The sequence below is a fragment of the Lachnobacterium bovis DSM 14045 genome, from assembly GCF_900107245.1.
Classification (GTDB): domain Bacteria; phylum Bacillota; class Clostridia; order Lachnospirales; family Lachnospiraceae; genus Roseburia; species Roseburia bovis.
The window spans coordinates 14,173-40,987 of sequence record NZ_FNPG01000029.1; the positions used below are offsets into that span (position 1 = coordinate 14,173).

Genomic DNA, 26,815 nt, shown 5'->3' on the forward strand with positions numbered 1-26,815 from the left:
GTATCATTATGTTTAGGATAGAAAAAGTATTAAACCATAATGCTGTGATTGCAGTTACCAAGGAAGATGGAAAAATAAATGAATATTTAGTGCTAGGTAAAGGAATTGGCTTTGGAAAAAAAGTAGCGCAACAATTTGAATTAAGTTCAACAGACAGAGTCTATTCCTTAGAAAAAACATCAAAAAGGGGTAGAGCAAAAGAAATGATTAAAGCAATATCCCCAATATATTTTGAAATAGCGGGAGAAGTGTTGAAAGAAGCCGAAAAAAAGTTTCAAAACGTTGATAACAATATTGTTTTTCCTATGGCAGATCATATAGAATATGCTGTTAGACGAATGAAAAATAATGAGCAAATTAGCAATCCATTAACCGATGATATAAGAGTGTTGTTTTATCTAGAGTACAAAGTAGCAGAAGTAGCAAGGACGCTAATAAAAGAAAAGCTAGATGTACAAATAGATGATGACGAGGTGGGTTATATTGCACTTCATGTGCATTCGGCAATTCAAGGCGAAGATGTATCACAGTCGATGCAGATTGCAAGTGCTGTAAGACAATGTGTTTCATTAATTGAGAAAGAGACACATACAACTATAAAGGTCGAATCATTATCTTATAATAGAATGATGAATCATATAAGGTATATGGTAGCTAGGGCATTAAACGAGGAGCCGGTTAAACTTAATATGAACGATTATATTGCAAACACCTATCCGGATTCATTTTCCATAGCAACTGTTATTTGTGAAAAATTAGGAAACAGTCTTGGAAAAAAATTAGATGAGGTTGAAATAGGTTATCTTGCAATGCATTTAGAACGCGTGAAATGTGATATTAAACAAGAAAACGAATAATTTTTCTAAATTCCCCATAGTAGAAAATATAATCTACATATGGGGTTATTTATTGTTATCTACATATTTTTTTATCGTAAAAAAGTGGATTCTTTTCAAATTCAGTATTAATCCAATCTACAGTAGCACGTCTTCCATCTTCGTTAAAAGGCTCAAAATGCTCTAAAAAAGAGTCTTTTGGGGCAAGTGCAAATATGTAAGGACCTTGCCAAATCCATGCATGAAAGACATCTTCATCGTTTTCGTTGGTTTCTTTTGCAATTTTAAAGCGCATATTTTGCATCCAACCAGTGAAGGTTGTTTTTTTATAATAATTAAGATTAAGCGCATCATCATAAGAAAGCATAATAAACACCTCCAATACACCAATTTATTAAAGTATTATATCATATTTTTTCAAAAAACGTGACACATATATCTATTATGTGATAAAATGACAATAGTATGACGAAAAAGGTGAGGGCAATGAGAACACAATACGATAAAGAAATTAAAAAAATGAAAAAGGCCATGTATAGTTGCAAATGTGACAAAGCAGTTGTTAAATCGTGGCTTAAATCTTACGAAAAGACACTAAAAAATAAGGACAAAATAATTATTTCTTATAGCCAAGCCAAAATAAACCTTAGAAAAATTGCTGAAGGTTTAAGACAGCTAGATCAGGTTTTATCTAATAGAAAAGAATGGAGTCCAGTTAAAGATAATCAATATGTTAATTTGATAACAATGCTTAAAGCATTAGAAGATAAGTATTATCATGAACTATTGATAGATGAAAATGATGCAAATTATAATACGAGATATCATAGTATGATTGAGTTAGCTTTTAAATATAATGATTTTTTGCATAATAGAAGACGAAAAGATGATAGTGTTATGTTAAAGAGCGAGGTTGAGAATCTGCTTAATTTGACAGATGAAAACTTATTGAAAGAAGATTTATCAGATTTTGAAGTTTCATATTTTCTCAATAATAAGGATACAGCGGATTTAGAGGGACTTTCTGTAAGAGAGAAGCAGGAGTTGGTGTCTAGAGTTTATAGAGTTGAGTTTGTAGGTCCAATTAAGGGCGAAATTGTTAAGATGTATGAGACCCAAAAAGAAGAAGATGCAGAAAATAAAGCACTTCAATTTATTCAATTAGTTACACAATAAAGGGAGGGCAATATGAATAGACAAAAACCTATAAATGGGGAGTTATACTATCATTTTAAAGGAAAAATGTATCAGATAGTAGGAGTGGCAATACACTCAGAAACAAGAGAAGAATTAGTAATTTATCAAGCTTTATATGGAGATTTTAAAATATATGCAAGACCGCTAGAAATGTTTATGAGTGAAGTTGATTCTGTAAAATATCCAGATGTTAAACAAAGATATAGATTTACAAGAGTAAAAGTAGATGAGTTTGGAAATAAATCATTTATTGAGGAAGATTTTTCGAAAAACAAAAATACAACTATTCCAAACGTAATTGTTGCTTCAGCTACAGTTGGTGCGGATATAAACAATAATAAAGAAACTCCAATTAAAGAACTAGTTGAAGAGGTTAATAAAAACGAAGAACCCAAGTTTGCAATTAATACAACTAGTGTAGTAGATGATTTTGATGATGAAAAAGCACAATCATTCAAAAAATCAGTGATTGAAGTTTCTACAAACGTTGGAGAAACAGATAACAAAGAACATGAGTTTAAAAACAATATTGAAAAAACGGCTAGAAGAAAATCTCCGATGTTTGATTACAGCAAGAGAAGAGAAGAAGTTGTTGAAGATGATTACGTTGTTCCTGAAGGCGTAAATCCTAAACTTATTGAATTTTTAGACTCAGATTCATATGAAGAAAGATACAATATACTTGTTTCATTAAGAGATGAGATAACAGATAAATTAGTAGATGATATTGCAGTTTCAATCGATGTTGTAATACCAGAAGGACCATTATGGCAACGTTATGACGATTTAAAGAGTGCTTTAAGATTACGTCAGAAGTATGAATTTGCAAATAGACTAAGAAGATAAAATGCATATTGTGCAAAAGCAGAGTGAGTAATAAGAAGATAAAAAGTTAATAGGGTAGCTAAAAAATATAAAAAAAGCAAATACTACAGCTTATTTTAAAAGTATAAGCTTGTAGTATTCGCAGATAATAAGTTAAATAAGTTTTTTGCTAAGATTACTGTTGTGGTATTTGTTAGAAAAAGTTACATCTTCGCCAAACCATGAAGGTGGTACGAAGGCGTTTGCAGCTTCAATTGAGTCAAATTCAACTTCGACAAGCATTAAAGAATCAAGTTTTCCGTGGAAAACATCAAGCTCAGCAGTAAGATTATTTTCTAAGGGAATGAGGTATCGTGTTTTTTCAATTAAAATACCATCAATTTTCGAAGAAAGCTGATTATACGATTCTTTTGTTAGAGGAAGATTATATTCTTCTCTGGCCATCAAACCTTCGCCTTTGTATGTTAAGGTGTATTTATCATTAGATTTGCGAATTCTAACGACAGGAGAGGTACATAAATATCCTTGAGATATTTCCTTTTTTTCGAAGGAAGATAAGTCAAAAGGAATTTTAGTTAATAAATATTTTTTTTCTATTTCCATGATATGCTCCTTTAGTTTTTATATACTAATTTTAGCAAAAAAAACATATTTTTAAAAGAAAGAAGGTAGAATTATGAGCAAAATTGGAATTTTTATGGCTGATGGATGTGAAGAAATAGAGGGTTTAACAGTTGTAGATTTATTGAGAAGAGCATCTATAGAAGTAGAAATGATATCTATAGGTGATAGCAAAATGGTAAAAGGTTCTCATGGAATAAAGTTTGAAGCTGATAAATTAAAAACAGAAGTCGACATGAATTCATTTGATGGAGTCGTTTTACCAGGAGGAATGCCAGGAACAAAGAATTTAGAAAAAAATGAATTTGTTCAAGAAACATTAAAGAAATTTAATAATGAAAATAAATTGATTGCAGCAATTTGTGCAGCGCCAAGTGTTTTAGCAGGACTTGGTTTATTAAAAGGCAAAAAAGCAACATCTTATCCAGGTTTTGATGTAAAGATGCAAGAATCAGTTTACTTAGAAAATCATGTTGTTGTTGATGGCAATATAATAACAAGTAGAGGTGTTGGAACTGCAATTGAATTTGCACTTGAAATTACAAAATATTTCACAGATGAACAGACAACAATTAATCTAGCAGAAAGTATTGTTTTTCAAACAGCATAATTAAAAAATCATAATTGCAAATTATAGATACCTATGATATAATGCATAAATGACTGTAGTGGTCGCAGTATGCCCATTTTACTGAAGTGACCACTTTAGAGACACTTCTGTATTAAACAGAAGGAAATGAGCGTTGAAGCGGCATGCCGCATCGATCTATGATATATTTAAGGAGGACAATAGTAATAATGAGTGTACAGGTCGAAAATTTAGAAAAAAGCATGGCTAAACTTACTATTGAAGTTTCAGCTGAAGAATTAGAGAAAGCATTAGATACAGTATATAAAAAACAAAAGAATAGCATCAATATTCCAGGATTCCGTAAAGGTAAAGCTTCAAGAAAAGTTATCGAGAGAATGTATGGTAAAGAAGTATTCTTCGCAGATGCTTCAAATATCTTAATGCAGAATCATTATCCAGAAGCTGTTAAAGAAAGTGGATTAGATATCGTATCTAGACCAGTTGTTGATGTAGAACAAATGGAACAGGGTAAACCATTTATCTTCACAGCAGAAGTGGCTGTTAGACCAGAAGTTACATTAGGAAAATATATGGGAGTTACAGTAACAAAGATTGATACATCAGTATCAGACGACGAAGTTGCTGAAGAACTTGAAAACCAAAGAAATAAAAATGCAAGAACTGTAGATGTTACAGATCGTGCAATCGCTGAAAATGATACAGCAGTTATCGATTTCGAAGGATTTGTTGATGGCGAAGCTTTTGAAGGCGGAAAAGGAACAGATTATGAATTAGTAATCGGATCTCATTCGTTCATCGATACATTCGAAGATCAGTTAGTAGGTAAAAACGTAGGAGATGACGTTGAAGTTAACGTAACATTCCCAGAAAAATACCAAGCTGAAGAATTAGCTGGTAAACCAGCATTATTCAAAGTTTCAATCAAAGGAATCAAAGCCAAAGAACTTCCTGAATTAAATGATGAGTTTGCTCAGGATGTATCTGAATTTGATACACTTGATGAGTACAAAGAAGATATTAAGAAAAATTTACAAGAGAAAAAAGATAGCGAAGCTAGAAAAACAAAAGAAGACGAAGCTATCAAAAAGATTATTGATAAATCAAAAATGGAATTACCAGAAGCAATGGTTGATACACAGTGTGAAACAATGGTTGAAGAATTTGCTCAGAGAATTCAGCAGAGTGGATTATCAATGGATCAGTACTTACAGTTCTCAGGTATGACATTAGATAAATTAAAAGAACAGGTTCGTCCAGAAGCTGTATCTAGAATCCAGGGAAGCTTAGTATTAGAGCAGATTGCTAAAGAAGAAAACATTGAAGTATCAGATGATGATATTAATGCAGAAATTGAAAAAACAGCTAAAATGTACAATATGGAAGCCGATAAACTCAAAGAGTATATGTCAGATGATGACAAGAAATCTATGAGCAATCAGATTAAAATCCAGAAAGCTGTTGAATTAGTAATGGATAATATTAAAGAGAGAGCTAAAGCTAAAACAAAAAAAGAAAAAGAAGCTGAAGCAGCTGCAGCAGCAGAAAAAGAATCTAAATAATCTTTCATATAAAAGCTTAAGCAATAGACTGGTTCTTAGGGACCGGTCTATTGGACTATAAAAAAGGAGGGGTATTTTATGAGTTTAGTACCTTATGTCATTGAACAAACAAGTAGAGGCGAAAGAAACTACGACATTTATTCTCGTTTATTAAAAGATAGAATAATTTTCTTGGGTGAAGAAGTTAATGAAACTACAGCAAGTTTGGTAGTGGCTCAATTATTATTCTTAGAATCAGAGGATCCAGGAAAAGATATTCACTTGTATATCAACTCTCCTGGTGGTATGGTAACTAGTGGAATGGCAATTTATGATACAATGCAATATATTAAATGTGATGTATCAACAATATGTATTGGTTTAGCTGCAAGTATGGGTGCATTTTTATTAGCAGGTGGAGCTAAAGGAAAGAGATTTGCACTTCCTAATGCAGAAATTATGATTCACCAACCTTCTGGTGGAGCAAAGGGACAAGCAACAGAAATCGAGATTGCGGCAGAAAATATCCTCAAAACTAAGAAAAAGTTAAATGAGATTCTTGCTGAAAACACAGGAAAACCATATGAACAAGTAGCAGCAGATACAGAACGTGATCATTATATGACTGCTCAGGAAGCATTAGAGTATGGATTAGTTGATGAGGTAATTACAACTAGAAAATAATAAGCAATATTGTATTTTGAGAGGGTACCCTAATTTTGAATTTTAGGATGCCCTCAAAACGTTTATTATATGATGAGTAATTTATTTATAAGAAGATATATTATGGAGAGGTAATATGGCAGGAAAGATGGATGATAAAATAAGATGTTCTTTTTGCGGAAAGACACAAGATCAGGTTCATAGATTAATATCGGGACCAAATGGCGCATTTATTTGTGACGAATGTATAGATATTTGTGCAGAAATATTAGATGAAGAAGGTTATGGCTCAAATGACCTAGGAATTAGTGAAGTTTCGGAAGATATTAATTTATTAAAGCCAGAAGAAATCAAGAGCTTTTTAGATGACTACGTAATCGGTCAGGAAAGAGCAAAGAAGGTTTTATCAGTAGCTGTATATAACCATTATAAGAGAATTATGAATGGTAAGAAATTAGATGTCGAATTACAAAAGAGTAATGTTTTAATGTTAGGACCAACTGGTTCAGGTAAAACATTATTAGCACAGACATTAGCAAGAATTATAAATGTTCCATTTGCAATAGCAGATGCTACTTCATTAACAGAAGCAGGTTATGTAGGTGAAGATGTAGAGAACATTTTGTTAAAACTAATTCAAGCAGCAGATTACGATATTGAAAGAGCACAATACGGTATAATTTATATCGATGAAATAGATAAGATTACTAAAAAATCTGAGAACCGTTCAATAACAAGGGATGTTTCTGGTGAAGGTGTTCAACAGGCGCTTTTAAAGATTTTGGAAGGTACAGTAGCTTCAGTTCCTCCACAGGGTGGAAGAAAACATCCACAGCAGGAATTAATTCAAATTGATACTACAAATATTTTATTTATTTGTGGTGGAGCGTTTGATGGATTAGAAAAAATTATTGAAACAAGAAAAGATGAATCTACAATTGGATTTAATGGATTTTTAAAATCAAATACAAATCTATCAAGATCATTCAAGAGTGCATTGCCACAGGATTTCGTTAAATTTGGTTTGATTCCTGAATTTATTGGTCGTGTGCCAATTACAGTAGCTTTAGATGAGCTTGATAAAGAAGCATTGGTAAGAATAATAACAGAACCAAAGAATTCATTAACAAAACAGTACCAGAAATTATTTGAACTTGATGATGTTCAATTGACATTTGATGAAGATGCAATTGATGAAATCGCAGAAGCATCATTAAAAAGAGCAACAGGTGCACGTGGCTTGAGAGCTATTATGGAGAATATAATGTTAGATATTATGTATAAAATTCCATCAGATGATAGCATTAAGAAGTATAACATTACAAAAGAAATTGTCAAAGAACGTTTAAAAGAAGCAAGCCAGGATGAACCAAAGTTTGTTTTAAAAAAGACATCGTAGTATAATAAGTTATAAATGGTAAAGGGGGTTCAAATAAAGACCCCCTTTTTGTTTTATGTAATGATAGAAAAGTTTATAATAAAAGAGAGTTATATATGAGTATTATATAAGAGAAAGTTTTTGGAAAAATCAAGGAGATAAAATGGAGAAAATAGATTTTAATGAAGCAGAGTTAATTGTTAGTAAGGCAACTTTACCGACAATTACTCTAAGAGGAATTGTAGCATTTCCAAGTACAGTGGAATCATTTGAATTAATTAGAGAAACTTCTAAAAATGCAACTAAAAAGGCATTAGAAACCAATAGTCAAGTGTTTTTAGTTACACAAAAAAATGCATCAGAAGAAGATCCAAAACAGGAAGACTTATATCAGATAGGTGTAGTTGCAAAAATAGAACAAAAAGTAAAAATAGATGATGATACAGAACGTATTATTATTTCAGGGTCATATAGAGCAAAGATGACTGAATTGAAAGAAGCAGAAGGTTATTTAGAAGCGACAGTTGAAGAAATTCAGGAATCAAGTTTAGAAGATTCTGTTAAGAATGAAGCATTAATTGAGGGCGTAGTAAGTATATTTTACAAGTATGCATCAACAATAAATAAAAAAGTTGATGAAATAAAAAAAATAATAAGTGTATTTGATAGTATTGGAGTTTTAATAGACAATATAGCGTATTCTTTGCCAGTTAGACCTGAGAAGAAACAAGCTATTTTAGAAGCAATAGATATAGATGAACGCTATGAAGAAATTATAGCGTTGTTTGTAAATGAAATAAATAAACTGGAAATTCTTAATGAATATAAAGAAAAGGTTAACGAAAAAGTAGACAAACATCAAAAAGAATATATTTTAAGAGAACAACTTGCTGTTATTCGTTCAGAATTAGGCGAAGATTTAACAGAGGATGTTATAGAGAATTACAGAAAAAAATTAAAAAAATTAAAGCTTAATAAAGAGATAACAGATAAAATTAACAAAGAAATATCAAGACTAAAAATGATGGGCCCAGGTGCACCGGATTCAGCTTTACAACGTACATATATTGAAACAGTATTAGATTTTCCATGGAAAAAGAAAACAAGAGATAATAAAGATATCAATCATGCCAAAGAAGTTTTAGATAAAAGACACTATGGAATGGAAAAAGTAAAAGAAAGAATTATAGATTATTTAGCTGTCAGAAATCTTACTCAAAAGGGTGAGGCGCCAATTATTTGTTTGGTAGGACCTCCAGGAACAGGTAAAACAAGCATTGCAAAATCAGTTGCAGAAGCACTTGGTAAGAAATACGCAAGAATAAGTTTAGGTGGAGTAAGAGACGAAGCAGAAATTCGAGGACATAGAAGAACTTATTTAGGCTCAATGCCTGGTCGAATTATTACAGCAATTAATACCACACAATCAAGAAACTCTTTGATTTTGTTGGATGAAATTGATAAAGTAAGCAAAGACTTTAAGGGTGATACATCAGCTGCACTTTTAGAGGTTTTAGATCCAGAGCAAAATTCTAAATTCGTAGATCATTATATAGAGGTACCGGTTGATTTATCTGATATTTTGTTTATTGCTACAGCCAATTCATTACAAGATATATCACGTCCATTATTAGATAGAATGGAAGTAATTGAAGTTTCTTCATACACAGAAAATGAAAAATTGCATATTGCTAGAGAACATTTATTAGGTAAACAAATGAAAGTAAATGGTCTAAAAGCCGAAAACATGAATATAGATGATGATGCTTTACTTTTGTTGATAAGAAGTTATACAAGGGAAGCTGGCGTTAGAAATCTTGAAAGACAAATTGGAAAAGTTTGTCGAAAAGTTGCAAGAAAAGTTTATAATAATCAAGAATTATCCATTAAAGTTGGAACTGATGAAATAAAAGATTATCTTGGAAAAGAAATTTATACATTTGATTCAAAAAATGAAGAAGATGAAGTTGGAATTGTTCGAGGTTTAGCTTGGACAGCGGTTGGTGGAGATACTCTTGAAATTGAAGTTAATACAATGCCTGGTAAAGGTACATTCAAGTTGACGGGACAGTTAGGCGATGTTATGAAAGAATCTGCGCAGGCGGGTATAAGCTATATAAGATCAATGAGTAAAGAATATGGTATTTCAGATGATTATTTTGAAAAAAATGATATTCATATTCATATTCCTGAAGGTGCTGTTCCTAAAGATGGTCCTTCAGCAGGCGTAACTATGACAACAGCAATGTTATCAGCAATAAAAAAAATACCTGTTAGAGCGGATGTTGCTATGACAGGAGAAATAACTATCAGAGGTAGAGTATTGCCTATAGGTGGTTTAAAAGAAAAAATCTTAGCAGCAAAGAATGCTAGGATTAAAACAGTATGTGTTCCAGAAAAGAATAAAGCAGATATTTTCGAATTGTCAAATGAGATAACAGATGGAATAGAGATTGTTTTTACAAAACATATAAAAGAAGTACTTGATGTTGCATTTGTAAAATAAAAATATGCATAAATATATTTATGCCGATAAATAGAGGAAAAAATATGGTAATTAAAAGTGTTGAATTAGAAACAGTCTGTGGAGTAACAAGTGTTCTCCCGGAAAATACATTGTTTGAGGTTGCTTTTGCAGGAAAATCAAATGTAGGAAAGTCTTCGATGATTAATACTATTTTGAATAGAAAAGGTATGGCTAGAATTTCATCTCAGCCAGGTAAAACTCAAACTATTAACTTTTATAATATTAATAACATAGGATATTTAGTTGATTTACCTGGTTATGGATACGCTAGAGCAAATGAAGAGATTAAAGCTCAGTGGGGCGTTATGATAGAAAACTATTTACATCAATCAGCTAAATTACAAGCAGTATTCCTACTGATTGATATTAGACATGAGCCATCAGAAAATGACTGCCTAATGTATGATTGGATTAATTCACAAGGATTCAAACCAATTATAGTAGCAACAAAAGCTGATAAATTGAAGCCTAGTCAGATTAATTCCCACGTTTCAAGAATAAGACAAATACTTGGAATGGGTAAGGAAGATGTATTAATTCCTTTTTCTTCAGAAACTAAATTGGGAAAGAATGAATTGATGGATCTTATAGATAATTATTTATTAAGAAATCCAGATCAGACTCCTATGACAAAAGAGCAATTAATCGAAAGAAAAGTATTAACGGCTAGAGAAGAAAAAGAATATATTCTTTCTAAACAAGGTGAAAAAAAAGAAAAAACTAAAAAAGAGCGCTGGAAAAAAATTGGAAAAGAGACTAAAGCACAGCGTCAGAAAAAAGCTGATAAAAAAGAACAAAAAAAAGCAGTGGCAAGAAAGCATAAGAATAAAATAAAAAACAGATAAACTTTTTCGTAGAAAGGAATAGTTTAAAAATGAAAAACAGATACGTAACATTAGGTGCCATTCTTTTAGCAACATTTTGTTTTTTTGTGTCTTGTACAGTAGCCTACGTTATGTGGGAAACGCCTCAAAAAGTCACTAAAAATAAAACAATAGTTACTTCTTTTTATCCGGTATATATAGCAACGATGAATATAGTTGATGGTGCAGATGTTAATTTAAAAAACTTAAGTGAACCCAAAACAGGTTGTTTGCATGATTTTCAATTAACTACACAAGATATGAAACTTATATCTTCTTCAGATATTTTTGTTGCAAATGGTGCGGGAATGGAATCTTTTTTGGGAACCGTTGTCAAAGAATATAAAAATGTCAAAATAATTGATTCTAGTAAAGGGATTGAGTTGATTAAAGAAGATGGCGAAAAGAATGCACATACTTGGATGGGGACGTATACCTATAGACAGCAAGTAAAAAATATAGCAAAACAGCTGGCTAAGACAGATCCTGATAACGCCAACGTATATTTAAAAAATGCTAAAAAGTATGATGAAAAATTAAAGAAGATACAAAAAAGAGAAAAAGAGCTTTTGGCTAAAAATTCAGCAAAAAATATTATTGTATTTCATGAAGCATTTGAATATACAGCTAAGGGATTAAATTTAGATGTTAAATATGCATTAGATTTAGATGAAGAGAGACAAGTTAGCGCAGGTGAGATTGCAGATGTTTTGACGCATATTAAAGAAAATAACGTGAAATATATTTTTGCAGAAAAAAAATATGCTAAAAGTGTTGGCGATGCTGTTGAAAGAGAAAGTAATGTAAAAGTTATTTATCTTAATCCTTTAAACAGAGGCAAATATGAAAAGGATGCCTATATAAAAGGTATTACTCAAAATCTGGATAAAATAGAAAAAATAATGATTAACAATTAACAAAAGCATTATGGAAGGAAGAAATTATGCAAAAAATAATCAACCCATGTGGTTTCCATTGCATAAAAATTAAACATCTCGGAGTTAAATTCGGAGAACAAGAGGTGTTAAAAGATATTAATTTACATGTTCATTGTGGATCTTTAAATGCAATAATTGGTCAAAATGGTGCAGGTAAATCAACCCTTATACGTGCAATTCTAAACGATATTCCACATTCTGGAAGTATTGAATTTAGAGATACCAAAGATGGACATATAAAAAAATTAAAAATTGGTTACGTTCCTCAGGCAATTAATATTGAAAAAAATACACCTGTTTCTGTATTTGATTTGATAGCAAGTTATCAATCAAGATTTCCGATTTTTCTTTATAAAAAGAAAAAAATTTATAATAAAATAAAAAAAGTTTTGAAAGTATTTGAGGCAGAAGAATTGATAGATAAAAAGGTTTGTAATCTATCAGGCGGTCAACTTCAAAGAGTTTTGCTTTCAATGGCAATAATGGATAATCCTAATCTGTTATTGTTAGACGAACCGGTTTCGGGAATAGATCAAAACGGAATGAAGCTTTTTTTTGAAACTATGGAATTTTTAAAAACACATTATGATTTAGCAATAATTCTAATATCACATGATTTAGATTATGTAAAAAAATATGCAGATCATGTAGCACTGATTGATAAAACCATAGTTTGTCAGGGAAATCCAGAAAAAGTATTTAATAGTCAAGAATTTGAAAGAATATTTAAGGGTGATGTTAATTCTTGGTTTGATGTGGAGCAGGATGTAAAAGAGAGAAGCCTTGATTACGTCGCTGAACAATTTGGCACAAAGGAGGATTAAAATAATGAATTTTACGAACTGGTTAAATTTTCAGTTTATGAGAAATGCAATACTAGCTATACTAATAATCACTCCTTTATTCGGAATTATTGGAACAATGATAATCAATAAGAAAATGGCATTTTTTTCTGATGCACTTGGGCATTCAGCATTGACAGGGATTGCAGTTGGAGTAATATGTGGTATGAAAAATTTGAATATTTCAATGATTATTTTTGCAGTGATATTCGCTCTATTACTCAACAAGATAAGTAAAAACAGTAGTGCTTCAAAAGATACAATAATCTCAGTATTTTCATCGTGCTCGGTTGCAATAGGGCTTGCAATATTGAGTAAAGGTGGAAATTTTAGTCAGTACTCAAGTATGCTTGTAGGAGATGTATTAAGTATAACTTCAAAAGAAATAGTTTACCTTGCTGTTATATTTTTATCAACAATAATTTTTTGGATATTTGCGTCAAATGAATTAAATGCAATAGCAATCCACAAGACATTGGCAAAAAGTAAAAATATAAAAGTAGAATTATTGGAAAACTTATTTGCGGTATTTGTTGCATTAATAGTAACTGTATCAATAAAATGGGTTGGGATATTAATAATAAATGCTTTAATTATTTTACCAGCAGCAGCCAGCAGAAACATGGCGGAAAATCTAAGAGAATATCACTTGTTTTCCATTATAATTGCTTTATTTTCTGGAGTGTTAGGATTGTGGTCATCTTATTATACTAATGTTGCAACTGGGCCAATGATAGTGATTATAGCGTCAGTAATCTATTTTCTGACATATATTTTTGGAAAAAAGAATAAATAAAATATGTATTTATAATATAAAAAAGCCGAGGGCATTAGAAGAGGAGGGAATGCCTTCGGCTTTACAAATATGAGAAGACATAAGAGGACATGGGATAATTATGCCTTCTCATTGGTAATTTCCAAAATTATATCTCTCAAGTTTCAGTTTTTGTATCGGTAGAAGTTTTACCTTCATTTACCCATTTGTCAAATTTTTCTAAGACTGCATCATAAGTTTTTTGGCAAAGTTCTGGCAAATCTTTACCCCATGTGCCTGTTGCCTGTTCGAATCCTCGTTTAAAAGCATCAAGAAGTTCTGAGGCAGCAGAAGGATCGTTGTTAGCTAAAGCTTTTGCAAAAGAAAGAATTCGGTCAGAAGTTTGTTCAACACCCCAATATCCATCTTCAGCTATATCTTTTTGTGCTTGTGCTTTAACTTCAGGAGTAACGGTAAAGTCGCCTGAAGCTAAGAATTTCCATATATCATCAGTTGCAGCTAAGGCTTTGCCTTGTCCACTGATTGTTTGCTGTACAATACTAATAAGTTGTTGTTTGCGTGTTTCTGCGTCAAGCTTAAGCTGTTCTATAATAGCCGAATTATCAGTTTTTTTAACTGAGCTATTTTGACTAGAATCACTTTTTTCATATACAGCAGCTTCCTCAGAAAATCCACTTTTATTAGTTTTCTTTTCCTCTACAGTTTCATTGCTTTTTTTTGAAACGGTAGAAGCGGCCATTGTTGTAGCCTGGTTGTTGGTGATCGCTCCTATACTCATAAAGATACCCTCCTTGGTAAAAAATGCCGTGTAAAATCTGTCAAAAGTCATATCCTATGAAATACGACAGAATGGCATGTGTAACATAAAGTTCTGCAGTATTTATCGGCAAAAATTCATAAAGAATTAACAAATTTTTCAAGAAATAAAAACGCGCAAGAGTTGACCTTTTTTTGAAATGATGTTAAGATTTTTTTGTATACAATAAGGAGAAAAATCATGGACAAAGTAGTATTAAAGGCATTAGCCAAGATTAATCTTGGGCTAGATGTTGTTGGTAAAAAAGCTAATGGTTATCACGAAGTAAGAATGATAATGCAAAATATTAATATATATGATAAAGTCTGCATGAAAAAGTTGGCTGAAGATGAAATAAAACTAGAGACTTCGCTATCATTTTTACCAGTAGATGATAATAATTTGGCTTATAGAGCTGCAAAGTTGATGAAAGACGAATTTGGCATCACACAGGGTGTATCAATTAAAATTGATAAAAGAATACCTGTATCAGCAGGGTTGGCAGGGGGAAGTTCTGACGCTGCTGCCGTAATGATAGGTATGAAAAAATTATTTGATATTGATGTGACCAAAGAAAAACTAAAAGAATTAGGAGTGCGCTTAGGTGCAGATGTACCATTTTGCATTCAAAGAGGAACAGCCTTAGCGGAAGGAATAGGTGAAGTATTAACAGAATTACCACCAATTAAGCGCTGTAATTTGTTAGTCGCCAAACCTAAATTATTTGTTCCAACAAAGGTTATATATCAAAATCTAAAATTAGATGAGAATACTATTCATCCGGATATAGACGGATTGATGGAAGATATGTCAAATAACGATTTATATGGTATGGCATCTAAAATGGGAAATGTTTTAGAGAGTGTTTCGATTTCAATGCATCCGATAATTCAAGAAATCAAAGATAAAATGCTTGAATTAGGTGCTGTTAATTCTTTAATGAGTGGAAGCGGACCAACAGTATTTGGCATATTTGATGATGAAGATAAGCTAGAAGAAGCTTATAAAAAATTAAAAGAAACAAACTTAGCGCCATATGTGGTTACAACTCATACATACGACGTCAAAAAATAAAGGTACAATAATGTTACAAAAGGAACTTGTAAGCTAAGCAGGAAGGGGCTTAGATATTGTGGGGTCCTTTGTTTTAGGAAGGTTTAGAATAGGAGAAAGTGAAAATTATGACAGAGGAATTAGACTTAAAATTAAATACAAGTGCATATTTACCACTTAGAGATATCGTTTTTAACACATTAAGAGAGGCGATTCTAAGAGGAGAGCTACGTCCGGGGGAAAGATTGATGGAAGCTCAACTAGCAACTAAATTGGGAGTAAGCAGAACTCCAATCCGAGAAGCAATTAGAATGCTTGAACAAGAAGGTTTAGCAGTAACAATACCTAGAAAAGGTGCAGAGGTTGCTAAAATGACTGAGAAGGATATGGAAGATGTTTTAGAGATTCGAGAGGCACTCGATGAATTAGCAGCTAAAATTGCATGCAAAAAAATGACAGAATCTCAATTAACACATTTAAAAACTATAGGAAAAGAGTTTGAGATAAGTCTTGAAACAAGTGACATTACTACAATTGCAGAAAAAGATGTCGAGTTTCATGATACAATTTATGAAGCAACAGAAAATCCTAAGTTAGTTATTTTATTAAGTAACTTAAGAGAACAGATGTATAGATATAGAGTAGAATATATCAAAAAACCAGAGAATTATCCTAAACTTATAAAAGAGCATAACGCTATAGTAAAAGGTTTAGAGGAGAGAGATGAGTCATTATTGACGGTAGCTATGCAAAAGCATATTAAGAATCAGGCATTGGCAGTTAAAGAAGTAATTCGAAATCAGGAAGATTAGAGGTGAATAGATGGCAAGAGATATATTAGTGACGGTTCGAGGAAAACAAATCAATCAAAAAGAACCAGAAGATACTAATACATCTGAAATTGTAACTAATGGTAAATTTCATTCAAAAGATGAAAATTTTTTCATAAGTTATAGCACAATAGAAGAAGATAAAAGTGTCACAAATAACCTTATTAAAGTTGAAAAAGACAAAATAGAGGTCATAAAAAAAGGATCAATAAATTCAAAAATGGTGTTCAAAAAAGGCCAAAAAAATTTGACAAATTATGTAACCACTTTTGGAACTATAGAAATTAGATTTATTACGAATAATATTCTAATAAAAGAGACAGATGCTGGATTACAAATAGATTTAGATTATGTTTTAGAATTTACTAGAGACTACAAATATGACTGTAAAATAAATGTTGGAGTACAATATAAATAATTAATTTATCAGTTGTATTATGAAAAAACTGTGCAAATAATTTTTGCACAGTTTTTTATATATATTTTATTTTTTCTTTTTGTTATTATTAAGTTCTTTTGAAGCTTCATTATATTTTTCAGTCATTTTAGCTCTGAATCCTTTTTTCTTTTGATTCTTTTCAATAGGTGTTCTAAGTCCTCGAATATCTGTAATATAAAGACCACAAACACTTGCTCGAATTTCCGTTCTAATAGGAATATCATCAAAAATAGATTCATCAGCAATAAAAGATATAATTTTTGGACCAACTTTACCTTTAACAATTGCTAATTTTTTGAAACGACGAAAAGCTTTTGGAAGTGTTTGCTTAATACTGTTAGGCAAACCTGAGTCACTAGCCTTACATCGTTTTTTCTCGATGACTAATAATGTAATCCATTCGGAATTCTTTGAAATGAGTAAATCTTGTTGTTCTTTTGCTTTTGAATATTTTTTGTTGAGAAAAAATAATGCGATGAAAGCAGCAAGAAGAACAGCTAAGAAAACCCATAATATAATTGTAATAATGCTCACTGTTGGGAATCCTCCTTTATTTCAATAAACTAATTCTATCATTGATTTTAATAAAAATCAATGAAATACATGTGGTATATGTAAACAATTTATGACTTTTTTGAGTAAAAACTTTTTTTTTTGCTGTAAATGTGGTATGTTTAATAAGTTAATGAAATTCCTAATAGGAATTAAGAAAGGGATAAAGTGATGAAGAAAAAGATAATTGTAGTATTATTAGCATCAATGTTGGCAAGCCAGACAACAGCTTGCTCAATTAATTTTTTTAAGGGCTCTGAACAGACTGAAAAAAGGAGTGGAGAGTATAATATTAATGCAAATAAGCTAGTTAAAAAGCTTGCAAATTATAAAAAGATACCTGTAACAATTAATAGTTCGCAGTATACATTACCAGATGGTTATTTAGATCAACAATATGAATCAATTATCCAAAACCAAGGTTTAAATAGACAAGAAATAAAAGATCGTGACACTGTAAAAGACGGTGATTTGGTAATGGTTGATTACACAGGATACTTAAACAATAAAAAATTTCAGGGCGGAGAAGCGACAGATGTTTTATTAGATGTTTCAAAGAATTCGGATCCTACTACTGGAACTACATATATTGAGGGCTTCACAAACGGTTTAAAAGGTGCCAAGGTAGGTACTACTATAAAAAGCAACGTCGTATTTCCTAAGGATTATTCACAAAAAAAATTAGCAGGAAAAGAGACAACATTTGAATTTAAAATAAAAGGTATTTACAAGACAGTTGATAAAGATCATGTTACAGATGAGATGGTAAAAGAAAAATTCGGTTCAACATATAATATTAATTCGGTTGCTGAATTAAAGAAGGCTATTTCTGATCAATATGAAGAACAAGTAAAACAACAAAAATACCAAGAAAAAATGAATGCAATCAAAGATTATGTAATTAAAAATAGTGATATTAAGATTCCAGATGACTATTTAAAAACAAGAATTAAAGAATACAAAGATGCATTTGTAAAAGAAAATTGCAAAGGTAAGAGTATTACAAAATACTTGAAAGATAACAATATGTCTTTAAAAGATGCAAAAAAACAATGGAAACAATTTGAAAAAGAGCAGATTTCTTTTGAACTTGCATTCACAAAGATTGCTGACCAAGAAAAGATTACAGTTACAGCTGATGAAAGTGAGAGATATATTAAAAATTTAATTCAAAACTCACAAGGTATATTCAAAAAAGATAACGATGTATACAAATATTTTGGGGCTGATAACGTAAAAGAAGGCAAAAAATATATTAATATGCTTTTAAGAGCACAAAAAGCAGCAGATAAAGTGGCTTCAGATGCAGAAGTTACTGAAAAATAAAAAAGTTCACATATTAAATATCTAAAGTTGAAAGAGATATTTTTAGAAGGGAGATATTATGAACTTAACAAATATTAGAGATATTTTTAGAAATAAAGAAGAATATTATGACCAGAAAATAACAATTGGTGGATGGGTTAGAAGTAACCGTAATTTAAAGAATTTTGGTTTTATTGTATTAAATGATGGTACATTTTTCGAGCCTATTCAAGTTGTATACGGAAATGGTATCGAAAATTATGAAGAAGTTGAAAAAGTGAATGTAGGTGCTGCACTTGTTGTAACAGGTGTTTTAGTTCCAACACCAGAAGCAAAACAGCCGTTTGAATTACAGGCAGAAACAATTGAAATTGAAGGTGCATCAACACCAGATTATCCATTACAGAAAAAAAGACATACAATGGAATATTTAAGAACTATTTCGCATTTAAGACCAAGAACAAATACTTTTGAAGCAGTATTTAGGGTTCGTTCTTTATGTGCCTATGCAATACATAAATTCTTCCAAGAAAGAGGATTTGTTTATGTACATACTCCATTAATTACAGGAAGTGATGCCGAAGGTGCAGGTGAAATGTTTCAGGTAACAACACTTGATCTTAATGATGTTCCAAAAACAGAAGATGGAAAAGTTGATTATTCAAAAGATTTCTTCAGCAAACCAGCTAATTTAACAGTATCAGGTCAATTAAATGGAGAAACATATGCTATGGCATTTAAAAACATTTATACATTTGGACCAACATTTAGAGCTGAAGACTCTAATACAACAAGACATGCAGCAGAGTTTTGGATGATTGAACCAGAAATTGCTTTTGCAGATCTTGAAGATGATATGATTTTAGCAGAAAGTATGTTAAAATACGTAATCAATTATGTTTTAGAGAATGCTCCTGAAGAAATGCAGTTCTTTAATAAATTCATAGATAAAGGATTGTTAGAGAGATTAAACAACGTTGTAAGTAACGATTTTGCAAGAGTAACATATACAGAAGCAGTAGAAATCCTTAAAAAACATAACGATAAATTCGAATATAAAGTTGAATGGGGATGTGATTTACAAACAGAACATGAAAGATTCTTAACAGAACAGATTTACAAACGTCCTGTATTTGTAACAGATTATCCTAAGGATATCAAAGCATTCTATATGAAACTAAATGATGATAATAAAACAGTTGCTGCAGTTGACTGTTTAGTTCCAGGAATTGGAGAAATAATTGGTGGTAGTCAAAGAGAAGATGATTACGATAAATTAATTACAAGAATGAAAGAATTAGGTTTAAATGAAGAAACATATAAATTCTATCTTGATTTACGTAAATATGGTACAGCTAGACATGCAGGATTTGGCCTTGGATTTGAGCGTTGCGTAATGTATTTAACAGGTATGGGAAATATTCGTGACGTAATTCCATTCCCACGTACAGTTAATAATTGTGAACTATAAAAAGTTCTTTCCATATTTTATTCCCTATGTTATAATTAAAGAAGATAGGCGAATTGTCTTTTGTTTGTCAATACAAAGAAAAGGAGATAATTAATATGAAACACGTAAAAACTCTTAAAACAAGAAGATTACAAAATACAATTAAAAAAGGTGGCTGTGGTGAGTGCCAGACATCATGCCAGTCTGCTTGCAAAACATCATGTACAGTAGGTAACCAGACTTGCGAACAGTGCAAATAATTTTGTGACTGTTTAGATAACAGAAAAAACCGCACGAATTAAGAGACGTGCGGTTTTTTCTATGAATAAAAAATCTACACTATGAATAAAAAAATAAAAGCCCATAAGAATCATATTTATACGGGCTGATTTAATAATTAAGTTACAAAGAAAGAGAGGAATATTATAGTGGTTCATCAATTTAAGAACAATGGCTATGATATTGTTTTAGATGTTAATAGTGGAGCAATCCATGTTGTCGATGATATGACTTATGATGTAATTGCGTTATTTGAAGATAAAACATCTGAACAGATTATCGAGGAATTAGGAGATAAATATTCTAAAGAAGAATTAAAAGAGGCAATTGAAGAAGTTCAAGAGCTTAAAGATAATGGGGAATTATTTACTCCAGATAATTATGAAGGATACATTACAGATTTAATAGATAAGAGACCTACAGTTGTTAAAGCTTTATGCTTACATATTGCACATGATTGTAATTTAGCTTGTAAATATTGCTTTGCTGAAGAAGGTGAATATCATGGAAGACGTGCATTAATGTCTTATGAAACAGGAAAACAGGCACTTGATTTCCTTATTGCAAATTCAGGTAATAGAGTAAATCTCGAGGTGGATTTCTTTGGTGGAGAGCCACTTATGAACTTTGATGTTGTAAAACAATTAGTTGAATATGGTCGTTCACAAGAAAAAATTCATAATAAAAAATTCAGATTTACACTTACAACAAATGGTGTATTGTTAAATGATGACGTTATGGAATTTGCTAATAAAGAAATGAGCAACGTTGTATTAAGTATTGATGGAAGAAAAGAAGTTCATGATAGAATGAGACCTTTTAGAAAAGGTGCAGGAAGTTATGATTTAATAGTTCCAAAATTCCAGAAATTAGCAGACAGTAGAGATCAGAATAACTATTATGTAAGAGGTACATATACTCATTTCAATACAGATTTTTCTGAAGATGTTTTACATTTGGCAGACCTTGGATTTAAACAGGTTTCAGTAGAGCCAGTTGTAACAGATCCAAAAGAAGAGTATTGTTTAACAGAAGAAGACTTACCAAAATTATTTGAACAGTATGATAAACTTGCAGCAGAAATGGTTAAACGTAAAAAAGAAGGAAAAGATTTCAACTTCTTCCATTTTATGATAGACTTAGAGGGAGGACCATGTGTCGCTAAGCGCTTATCAGGCTGTGGTTCAGGTACTGAATATCTTGCTGTAACTCCTTGGGGTGATTTATACCCATGTCATCAGTTTGTTGGAAATGAAGATTTCTTATTAGGTGACATTTGGAAAGGCGTACAAAAAACAGATATTGTTAATAAGTTTAAAAAATGTAACGTATATTCAAGAGAAAAATGTAAAAATTGTTTCGCAAGATTTTATTGTAGTGGAGGATGCGCAGCTAATTCATACAATGAAAAAGGAACAATCAATGATACATATGATTTAGGATGCGAACTTCAAAGAAAACGTGTTGAATGTTCAATCATGATTAAGGCAGCAGAAGCAGACATGGAATCAGGAACTGAAGAAGAGTAATTGAAATTATTAATTTCAAAAATATAGTGTATTGGTTTTTTTATGAATCTTATTAGTTTAGGGTTAAACTAAATAAGCATACGGTTTTACACTTGAGTAAAACATACTAAAAGGAGATAGGAAGGTAAAGAAGATGAAAAAAAAGAAAGCTGTTATCATTCTTGCTTTTGTCCTTGTTGCAATTCTAACGTTGGGTGCGTTTTCAGGGATTGTAATTAAGGATACGGGAGCAAAGAATAAAAAGGGTAGTAAATATCCAATCAAGTTGGGTCTTGATTTAGCAGGTGGTGTATCAATTACTTACGAAATCCAAGATAAGAATCCTTCGAAAGAAGATATAAATGATACAATTGCTAAATTAGAACGAAGAATCGAGAACTATAGTACTGAGTATTCAGTGTATAAAAGCGGTTCAGACAGAATTGCAGTAGAAATTCCAGGAATTAAAGACGCAAATAAGGTACTTGAAGAATTAGGTAATCCAGGAACACTTTATTTCATTAGACAAACTGGAAAAGATGGACAACAAAACTATTCAAGGGTAAACCAGACTGGTGATAGTGAAAAAGATTATAAATTAAATGTTAGCATAGACCAATTGAAAAAAGATGGTTCAATCATTATGACAGGTTCTGATGTTGCACAAGTACAGGCAGGATATTCAGGAAGCGATTCAGTAGAAGGAAAATCCCCTGTTGTTAATCTTGAATTAAAATCAAAAGCAACTAAAGTTTTCGCAGAGGAAACTGAAAAGGCTAAAGCATCAGGTCAGTCAATTGCTATTTATTATGATGGAAAATTTTTGAGCGTTCCAACAGTTTCGGCTGTAATTAAAGACGGTAAATGTGAAATTAATGGTTTCACAAAAGCAGGTCGTTCAAAAGATGAGAACTTCCAAGATGCTAAAAAACTTGCAACATTTATTCGTGCAGGTGCAATTAACCTTAAATTAAAAGAGATAGAGTCAAATGTTGTAGGAGCATCACTTGGTGGAAAAGCTCTCGAAAACAGTTTAATTGCAGGTGCGGTTGGTTTAGCATTAGTTATTATATTTATGATTGTTGGATATAAAGTTCCAGGTTTTGTAGCCAGCTTAGCATTGCTGATTTATACAGGTTTAGTAATTTCAATTGTACAGTTATATGATATAACGTTAACATTACCAGGTATTGCGGGTATTGTTTTAGGTATAGGTATGGCAGTAGATGCGAATGTAATTACTTTTGCGCGTATAAAAGAAGAGATAGCATCAGGAAAATCTTCTGGCAATGCGATTACAGAAGGATATAAAAAAGCTTTATCTGCAATTATTGATGGAAATGTTACTACAATGATAGCAGCTCTAATCTTGATGGCATTAGGTAGTGGTACTGTAAAAGGTTTTGCATATACATTAGCAATTTCAATTGGAGCATCAGTATTTACAGCAGTATTTGTTTCAAAACATATCCTTAGAGCAATACATGCACTCGGTGTAAGAGATGAGAAATTTTATGGCAGAGCAAAAGAAAAGAAAGTATTTAAATTTATCGAAAATAGAGTTAAATACTATGTTTTATCATCATGTATTATTCTAGCAGGTATTGGTGGAATGATTTATTTCTCATTAAATTCAGGAAAAGCGTTAAACTATAGCTTAGAGTTTATGGGTGGTACATCTACAACTGCTGATTTTGGTAAAAAATACACAATTGAACAGATTGAAAAAGATATTGTTCCAGTAGTAAGAAAGACAATTTCAAAAACTGATATTCAGGCAACAGCTGTTGAAGGAAACAATAACGTAGTTGTTAAAACACGTAATTTATCGCTAAATGAAAGAAAAGCATTAGCAGCTGCATATGATAAAGAGTTTGGTATTAAAGAGAATAGCATACAAACACAAAGTATTAGTTCAACAATTAGTGGTGAGATGAGAGCTAATGCCATAAAGGCGGTAGTTGTATCATGTATTTTTATGTTGATATACATTTGTATAAGATTTAAAGATGCAAGAATGGGAGCAAGTGCTATTATAGCCTTGATTCATGACGTATTAGTGGTACTAACATTGTATGCATTATCTAGAATTACAGCAGGAACAACATTTATTGCCGTAATGTTGACAATTGTAGGTTACTCAATCAATGATACTATAGTAATTTTTGATAGAATTCGTGAAAATCTACATTCTACAAATGTAGTTTCAAAAGAGAAATTAAGAGAAGTTGCTAATATTTCATTATCACAAACATTAGCAAGATCAATTAATACATCAATTACAACATTCATTATGGTATGTTCATTATACGTTTTTGGAGTTCAGTCAATTCGTGACTTCTCATTACCATTAATGATTGGTTTGATTGCAGGTTCATATTCTTCAATCTTTATAGCAACAGAGATTTGGTATGAATTAAAATCAAGAAAACTAGATAAAGATGAAGAAACAAAAAAGAAAAACTTATCTAGTTCAAAAAAAGGAAAGAATAAGAATAAGACAAAAAAAGCAGCGTTAAATAATTAACGTAAGGCGAATGTCTATAATAAAACATATAAGCCAAAATGCATAAAGCATATACGCTATAGCACGTTAGGCATAAAAGATCAAAATATAAATCAGAGAATCAAGTTATTGTATTGTATTGAACTTAATAGGAGTAAAATTTACATAAAAAAGAAGTAAAAGTTACACGTATATAAAGAGTTTAAATACAGTTTGAAAGGAATTCAAAAACAATAGCTAGATTCTCTTTTTTTAGAAGTATAGCTAAAAAATAAGATTATAAAAAATCATAAGTTGGAATCATATAATGAGTTGAAAAATAAAAAAAACTAATATATAATTGAGTAAATGTTGAATGAAAATAAGGGAGAATTCTTAAAAACAACATAAAAACAACATGAAAATAACAAGAAAAAGGAGACGAGTTATGTATACATTAGATGATATAAAAAAAATCGATAGTGAAGTTGCTGATACAATAACAGCTGAATTTGAAAGACAAAATTCACATATTGAATTAATTGCTTCAGAAAACTGGGTAAGTCCCGCAGTAATGTCTGCTATGGGGTCTATTTTGACAAATAAATATGCAGAAGGATATCCAGGTAGAAGATATTATGGCGGATGTGAAAAAGTTGATATAATCGAAGAATTAGCAAGAGAAAGGGCAAAGGAATTATTCGGCTGCGAATATGTCAATGTTCAACCACATTCAGGTGCACAGGCAAATATGGCAGTTCAATTTGCTGTTTTAAATATAAATGATACAATTATGGGAATGAATCTTGATCACGGCGGACATTTAACACATGGTTCACCAGTAAATTTTTCGGGTAAATACTTTAATGTTGTACCTTATGGAGTAAATGATCAAGGTGTAATTGACTATGATGAAGTGGAAAGAATAGCTCTTGAATGTAAACCAAAAATGATTATTGCAGGAGCATCAGCGTATGCTAGAACTATTGATTTTAAGAGATTTAGAGAAATAGCAGATAAAGTTAATGCAGTATTATTTGTGGATATGGCTCATATTGCAGGTCTTGTTGCAGCAGGTCTACATCCAAGTCCAATTCCATACGCTGATATTGTTACAACAACAACTCATAAGACATTAAGAGGTCCACGTGGCGGTATGATTATGGCAAAAAAAGAAATTGCAGACAAATATAATTTCAATAAAGCTGTTTTTCCTGGTATTCAAGGCGGTCCATTAATGCATGTTATTGCTGCAAAAGCAGTATGCTTTAAAGAAGCATTACAGCCAGAATTTAAAGAGTATCAGAAACAAATAATAAAAAATGCAAAAAGTTTATGCGAAGGACTTCAGAAACGAGGAATAGACATTGTTTCTGGTGGAACAGATAATCATCTAATGTTAATAGATCTTACTAAAAAAGGATTAACAGGAAAAGAAATAGAAAAATTATTAGATAAGGCTAATATTACAGCAAATAAAAATACAATACCAAATGATCCACAATCACCATTTGTAACTAGTGGTATAAGATTGGGAACACCTGCAGCTACAAGTAGAGGATTAAAAGAAGAAGATTTTGATAAAGTAGCAGAGGCAATTGCATTATTAATAAATAAAGGTGAAGAAGCAATTGATGATGCAAAAGCAATTGTAAAAGAATTAACAGATAAATATCCATTACAGTTTTAGATTGTAAATTGCTTATATCTGAAAAATTGTGCTGTCTGCCAATAGCTAGATTAAAATTTAGTTATTGGAAGGACAGCCTTTTTATATTACATATATTATTAAAAAAATAACATGATAAAATAACAATGGAAAAATTCAGAAGATTCAAAATAATATAGAAAAAAGAAAAAATAAACTTTTAATAAAAAAAACCACTTTAAGTGTTGACGAGCGGCAAAAAAGATGATATTATAATTGAGCTGACAGCGAAGAGCTCACAAGCAAAGGAAACTTAAGCATAAAAGCTAAAGTAGATATACGGAAGTAGATATATATGGAAGTAGATATATACGGAAGCATATGCTTTGGTTTGTGAGAAAAACTTCGATGGTCATCTTTCATCAATTGTTTATATAAACATTGATAAGCGATTGATAATCATTTGTTTTTGGTTTTAATATTCGATTATTAGCACCTTGATTGGTGGCTACGAATTAGAAAAATAAAAACAAAAAAGTGTTGACAAACACAAAGAAAGATGATAAGATATAGAAGTTGTCGCTGATAAGCGAAACAAAAACTTTGATAACTAAATAGTGAAAAACCTTGAAAGATTCTAAAGAGAATTATTCAAGTAATCAAAAGATTACAACAACAGCATCAAAAAAGATGCACCTTTAAAACAGTAACAAGGAAATTAGCCAAGCTAAGTTCTGAGAATCAAATTTTAAAATGAGAGTTTGATCCTGGCTCAGGATGAACGCTGGCGGCGTGCTTAACACATGCAAGTCGAACGAAGCGCATTGTTTGAATTCTTCGGAAGGAAGATAATGTGACTGAGTGGCGGACGGGTG

Annotated in this window: 23 protein-coding genes, 1 rRNA gene and 2 pseudogenes; 22 read left to right on the forward strand and 4 right to left on the reverse strand. The window is 31.2% G+C overall.

Annotation, left to right across the window (positions count from 1 at the left end; translation table 11 throughout):
* Positions 1-8: 8 nt before the first annotated feature.
* Positions 9-857 (forward strand): PRD domain-containing protein, encoded by an 849-nt coding sequence (locus BLV79_RS10655; protein ID WP_074718825.1) that lies wholly within the window; start codon positions 9-11, stop codon positions 855-857.
* A gap of 55 nt (positions 858-912) precedes the next feature.
* Here BLV79_RS10655 and BLV79_RS10660 read toward each other — a convergent pair whose 3' ends face one another.
* Positions 913-1,203, reverse strand: a complete 291-nt coding sequence (locus BLV79_RS10660; RefSeq protein WP_074718827.1) for a hypothetical protein — start codon at positions 1,201-1,203, stop codon at positions 913-915.
* Positions 1,204-1,322: 119 nt separating this feature from the next.
* Here BLV79_RS10660 and BLV79_RS10665 point away from each other — a divergent pair, with 119 nt between their 5' ends.
* Both BLV79_RS10665 and BLV79_RS13305 read left to right on the forward strand, forming a co-directional pair.
* Complete coding sequence (locus BLV79_RS10665) at positions 1,323-2,012, forward strand: hypothetical protein (RefSeq protein ID WP_074718829.1); 690 nt, start codon at positions 1,323-1,325, stop codon at positions 2,010-2,012.
* A gap of 12 nt (positions 2,013-2,024) precedes the next feature.
* Positions 2,025-2,255, forward strand: a pseudogene (locus tag BLV79_RS13305) (DUF1653 domain-containing protein); the annotation flags it as partial.
* A gap of 756 nt (positions 2,256-3,011) precedes the next feature.
* On the opposite strand, the gene BLV79_RS10675 reads toward BLV79_RS13305, so the two are convergent.
* The gene (locus BLV79_RS10675) at positions 3,012-3,461 is read right to left on the reverse strand and encodes a CYTH domain-containing protein (protein ID WP_074718833.1); all 450 of its coding nucleotides are present in this window, start codon (positions 3,459-3,461) and stop codon (positions 3,012-3,014) included.
* A gap of 73 nt (positions 3,462-3,534) precedes the next feature.
* Here BLV79_RS10675 and BLV79_RS10680 point away from each other — a divergent pair, with 73 nt between their 5' ends.
* The 9 genes and pseudogenes from BLV79_RS10680 to BLV79_RS10720 all read left to right on the forward strand — a co-directional run bounded on the left by BLV79_RS10680 (position 3,535) and on the right by BLV79_RS10720 (position 13,616).
* Entirely contained in the window at positions 3,535-4,089 is a 555-nt protein-coding gene (locus tag BLV79_RS10680; protein WP_074718835.1) for a DJ-1 family glyoxalase III, read from the forward strand.
* 188 nt (positions 4,090-4,277) lie between these two features.
* Positions 4,278-5,630 (forward strand): trigger factor, encoded by a 1,353-nt coding sequence (gene tig, locus BLV79_RS10685; protein WP_074718837.1) that lies wholly within the window; start codon positions 4,278-4,280, stop codon positions 5,628-5,630.
* A 78-nt stretch (positions 5,631-5,708) separates the two neighbouring features.
* Positions 5,709-6,293, forward strand: a complete 585-nt coding sequence (gene clpP, locus BLV79_RS10690) for an ATP-dependent Clp endopeptidase proteolytic subunit ClpP (protein ID WP_022749510.1) — start codon at positions 5,709-5,711, stop codon at positions 6,291-6,293.
* A gap of 115 nt (positions 6,294-6,408) precedes the next feature.
* On the forward strand, positions 6,409-7,671 hold the full coding sequence (gene clpX / locus BLV79_RS10695; RefSeq protein WP_074718839.1) for an ATP-dependent Clp protease ATP-binding subunit ClpX: 1,263 nt from the start codon (positions 6,409-6,411) through the stop codon (positions 7,669-7,671).
* Between the two features lie 142 nt (positions 7,672-7,813).
* Positions 7,814-10,156, forward strand: a complete 2,343-nt coding sequence (gene lon / locus BLV79_RS10700; protein WP_074718841.1) for an endopeptidase La — start codon at positions 7,814-7,816, stop codon at positions 10,154-10,156.
* 44 nt (positions 10,157-10,200) lie between these two features.
* Positions 10,201-10,782, forward strand: a pseudogene (gene yihA / locus BLV79_RS10705) (ribosome biogenesis GTP-binding protein YihA/YsxC); the annotation flags it as partial.
* 269 nt (positions 10,783-11,051) lie between these two features.
* Positions 11,052-11,957, forward strand: a complete 906-nt coding sequence (locus BLV79_RS10710; protein ID WP_074718845.1) for a metal ABC transporter substrate-binding protein — start codon at positions 11,052-11,054, stop codon at positions 11,955-11,957.
* 26 nt (positions 11,958-11,983) lie between these two features.
* On the forward strand, positions 11,984-12,802 hold the full coding sequence (locus BLV79_RS10715; protein ID WP_083354557.1) for a metal ABC transporter ATP-binding protein: 819 nt from the start codon (positions 11,984-11,986) through the stop codon (positions 12,800-12,802).
* A 4-nt stretch (positions 12,803-12,806) separates the two neighbouring features.
* Positions 12,807-13,616, forward strand: a complete 810-nt coding sequence (locus BLV79_RS10720) for a metal ABC transporter permease (RefSeq protein WP_074718846.1) — start codon at positions 12,807-12,809, stop codon at positions 13,614-13,616.
* A gap of 136 nt (positions 13,617-13,752) precedes the next feature.
* On the opposite strand, the gene BLV79_RS10725 is transcribed toward BLV79_RS10720, so the two are convergent.
* The gene (locus BLV79_RS10725; protein ID WP_074718848.1) at positions 13,753-14,373 is read right to left on the reverse strand and encodes a hypothetical protein; all 621 of its coding nucleotides are present in this window, start codon (positions 14,371-14,373) and stop codon (positions 13,753-13,755) included.
* A gap of 219 nt (positions 14,374-14,592) precedes the next feature.
* Here BLV79_RS10725 and ispE point away from each other — a divergent pair, with 219 nt between their 5' ends.
* From ispE to BLV79_RS10740, 3 genes are all read left to right on the forward strand, one after another.
* Complete coding sequence (gene ispE / locus BLV79_RS10730; RefSeq protein WP_074718850.1) at positions 14,593-15,465, forward strand: 4-(cytidine 5'-diphospho)-2-C-methyl-D-erythritol kinase; 873 nt, start codon at positions 14,593-14,595, stop codon at positions 15,463-15,465.
* A 107-nt stretch (positions 15,466-15,572) separates the two neighbouring features.
* Complete coding sequence (locus tag BLV79_RS10735; protein WP_074718852.1) at positions 15,573-16,256, forward strand: GntR family transcriptional regulator; 684 nt, start codon at positions 15,573-15,575, stop codon at positions 16,254-16,256.
* A 10-nt stretch (positions 16,257-16,266) separates the two neighbouring features.
* On the forward strand, positions 16,267-16,692 hold the full coding sequence (locus BLV79_RS10740; RefSeq protein WP_074718854.1) for a YwiB family protein: 426 nt from the start codon (positions 16,267-16,269) through the stop codon (positions 16,690-16,692).
* A gap of 66 nt (positions 16,693-16,758) precedes the next feature.
* On the opposite strand, the gene BLV79_RS10745 is transcribed toward BLV79_RS10740, so the two are convergent.
* Positions 16,759-17,247 (reverse strand): hypothetical protein, encoded by a 489-nt coding sequence (locus BLV79_RS10745; protein ID WP_074718856.1) that lies wholly within the window; start codon positions 17,245-17,247, stop codon positions 16,759-16,761.
* A 189-nt stretch (positions 17,248-17,436) separates the two neighbouring features.
* Between BLV79_RS10745 and BLV79_RS10750 the strand changes: the two genes are divergently transcribed.
* From BLV79_RS10750 to BLV79_RS10780, 7 genes are all read left to right on the forward strand, one after another.
* Entirely contained in the window at positions 17,437-18,591 is a 1,155-nt protein-coding gene (locus BLV79_RS10750; RefSeq protein ID WP_074718858.1) for an FKBP-type peptidyl-prolyl cis-trans isomerase, read from the forward strand.
* Between the two features lie 58 nt (positions 18,592-18,649).
* A complete protein-coding gene (gene asnS, locus BLV79_RS10755; protein ID WP_074718860.1) occupies positions 18,650-20,041 on the forward strand; it encodes an asparagine--tRNA ligase in 1,392 nt (463 codons plus the stop codon).
* Between the two features lie 95 nt (positions 20,042-20,136).
* Positions 20,137-20,280: a six-cysteine ranthipeptide SCIFF gene (scfA, locus tag BLV79_RS10760; protein WP_074718862.1), complete on the forward strand. Its 144-nt coding sequence runs from the start codon at positions 20,137-20,139 to the stop codon at positions 20,278-20,280.
* Positions 20,281-20,448: 168 nt separating this feature from the next.
* The gene (gene scfB / locus BLV79_RS10765) at positions 20,449-21,828 is read left to right on the forward strand and encodes a thioether cross-link-forming SCIFF peptide maturase (RefSeq protein WP_074718865.1); all 1,380 of its coding nucleotides are present in this window, start codon (positions 20,449-20,451) and stop codon (positions 21,826-21,828) included.
* A 133-nt stretch (positions 21,829-21,961) separates the two neighbouring features.
* Positions 21,962-24,334, forward strand: coding sequence for a protein translocase subunit SecDF (locus BLV79_RS10770; RefSeq protein ID WP_074718867.1), 2,373 nt, complete (start codon positions 21,962-21,964; stop codon positions 24,332-24,334).
* A 406-nt stretch (positions 24,335-24,740) separates the two neighbouring features.
* Positions 24,741-25,982 (forward strand): serine hydroxymethyltransferase, encoded by a 1,242-nt coding sequence (gene glyA / locus BLV79_RS10775; RefSeq protein WP_074718869.1) that lies wholly within the window; start codon positions 24,741-24,743, stop codon positions 25,980-25,982.
* Between the two features lie 707 nt (positions 25,983-26,689).
* Positions 26,690-26,815: ribosomal RNA gene (locus BLV79_RS10780) — 16S ribosomal RNA — on the forward strand; the annotation flags it as partial.

Bases quoted from the DNA above. Each gene is read 5' to 3' on its own strand.
- BLV79_RS10655 (WP_074718825.1), top strand. From the start codon at position 9: ATGTTTAGGATAGAAAAAGTATTAAACCATAATGCTGTGATTGCAGTT.
- BLV79_RS10660 (WP_074718827.1), bottom strand. From the start codon at position 1,203: ATGCTTTCTTATGATGATGCGCTTAATCTTAATTATTATAAAAAAACA.
- BLV79_RS10665 (WP_074718829.1), top strand. From the start codon at position 1,323: ATGAGAACACAATACGATAAAGAAATTAAAAAAATGAAAAAGGCCATG.
- BLV79_RS10675 (WP_074718833.1), bottom strand. From the start codon at position 3,461: ATGGAAATAGAAAAAAAATATTTATTAACTAAAATTCCTTTTGACTTA.
- BLV79_RS10680 (WP_074718835.1), top strand. From the start codon at position 3,535: ATGAGCAAAATTGGAATTTTTATGGCTGATGGATGTGAAGAAATAGAG.
- tig (WP_074718837.1), top strand. From the start codon at position 4,278: ATGAGTGTACAGGTCGAAAATTTAGAAAAAAGCATGGCTAAACTTACT.
- clpP (WP_022749510.1), top strand. From the start codon at position 5,709: ATGAGTTTAGTACCTTATGTCATTGAACAAACAAGTAGAGGCGAAAGA.
- clpX (WP_074718839.1), top strand. From the start codon at position 6,409: ATGGCAGGAAAGATGGATGATAAAATAAGATGTTCTTTTTGCGGAAAG.
- lon (WP_074718841.1), top strand. From the start codon at position 7,814: ATGGAGAAAATAGATTTTAATGAAGCAGAGTTAATTGTTAGTAAGGCA.
- BLV79_RS10710 (WP_074718845.1), top strand. From the start codon at position 11,052: ATGAAAAACAGATACGTAACATTAGGTGCCATTCTTTTAGCAACATTT.
- BLV79_RS10715 (WP_083354557.1), top strand. From the start codon at position 11,984: ATGCAAAAAATAATCAACCCATGTGGTTTCCATTGCATAAAAATTAAA.
- BLV79_RS10720 (WP_074718846.1), top strand. From the start codon at position 12,807: ATGAATTTTACGAACTGGTTAAATTTTCAGTTTATGAGAAATGCAATA.
- BLV79_RS10725 (WP_074718848.1), bottom strand. From the start codon at position 14,373: ATGAGTATAGGAGCGATCACCAACAACCAGGCTACAACAATGGCCGCT.
- ispE (WP_074718850.1), top strand. From the start codon at position 14,593: ATGGACAAAGTAGTATTAAAGGCATTAGCCAAGATTAATCTTGGGCTA.
- BLV79_RS10735 (WP_074718852.1), top strand. From the start codon at position 15,573: ATGACAGAGGAATTAGACTTAAAATTAAATACAAGTGCATATTTACCA.
- BLV79_RS10740 (WP_074718854.1), top strand. From the start codon at position 16,267: ATGGCAAGAGATATATTAGTGACGGTTCGAGGAAAACAAATCAATCAA.
- BLV79_RS10750 (WP_074718858.1), top strand. From the start codon at position 17,437: ATGAAGAAAAAGATAATTGTAGTATTATTAGCATCAATGTTGGCAAGC.
- asnS (WP_074718860.1), top strand. From the start codon at position 18,650: ATGAACTTAACAAATATTAGAGATATTTTTAGAAATAAAGAAGAATAT.
- scfA (WP_074718862.1), top strand. From the start codon at position 20,137: ATGAAACACGTAAAAACTCTTAAAACAAGAAGATTACAAAATACAATT.
- BLV79_RS10770 (WP_074718867.1), top strand. From the start codon at position 21,962: ATGAAAAAAAAGAAAGCTGTTATCATTCTTGCTTTTGTCCTTGTTGCA.
- glyA (WP_074718869.1), top strand. From the start codon at position 24,741: ATGTATACATTAGATGATATAAAAAAAATCGATAGTGAAGTTGCTGAT.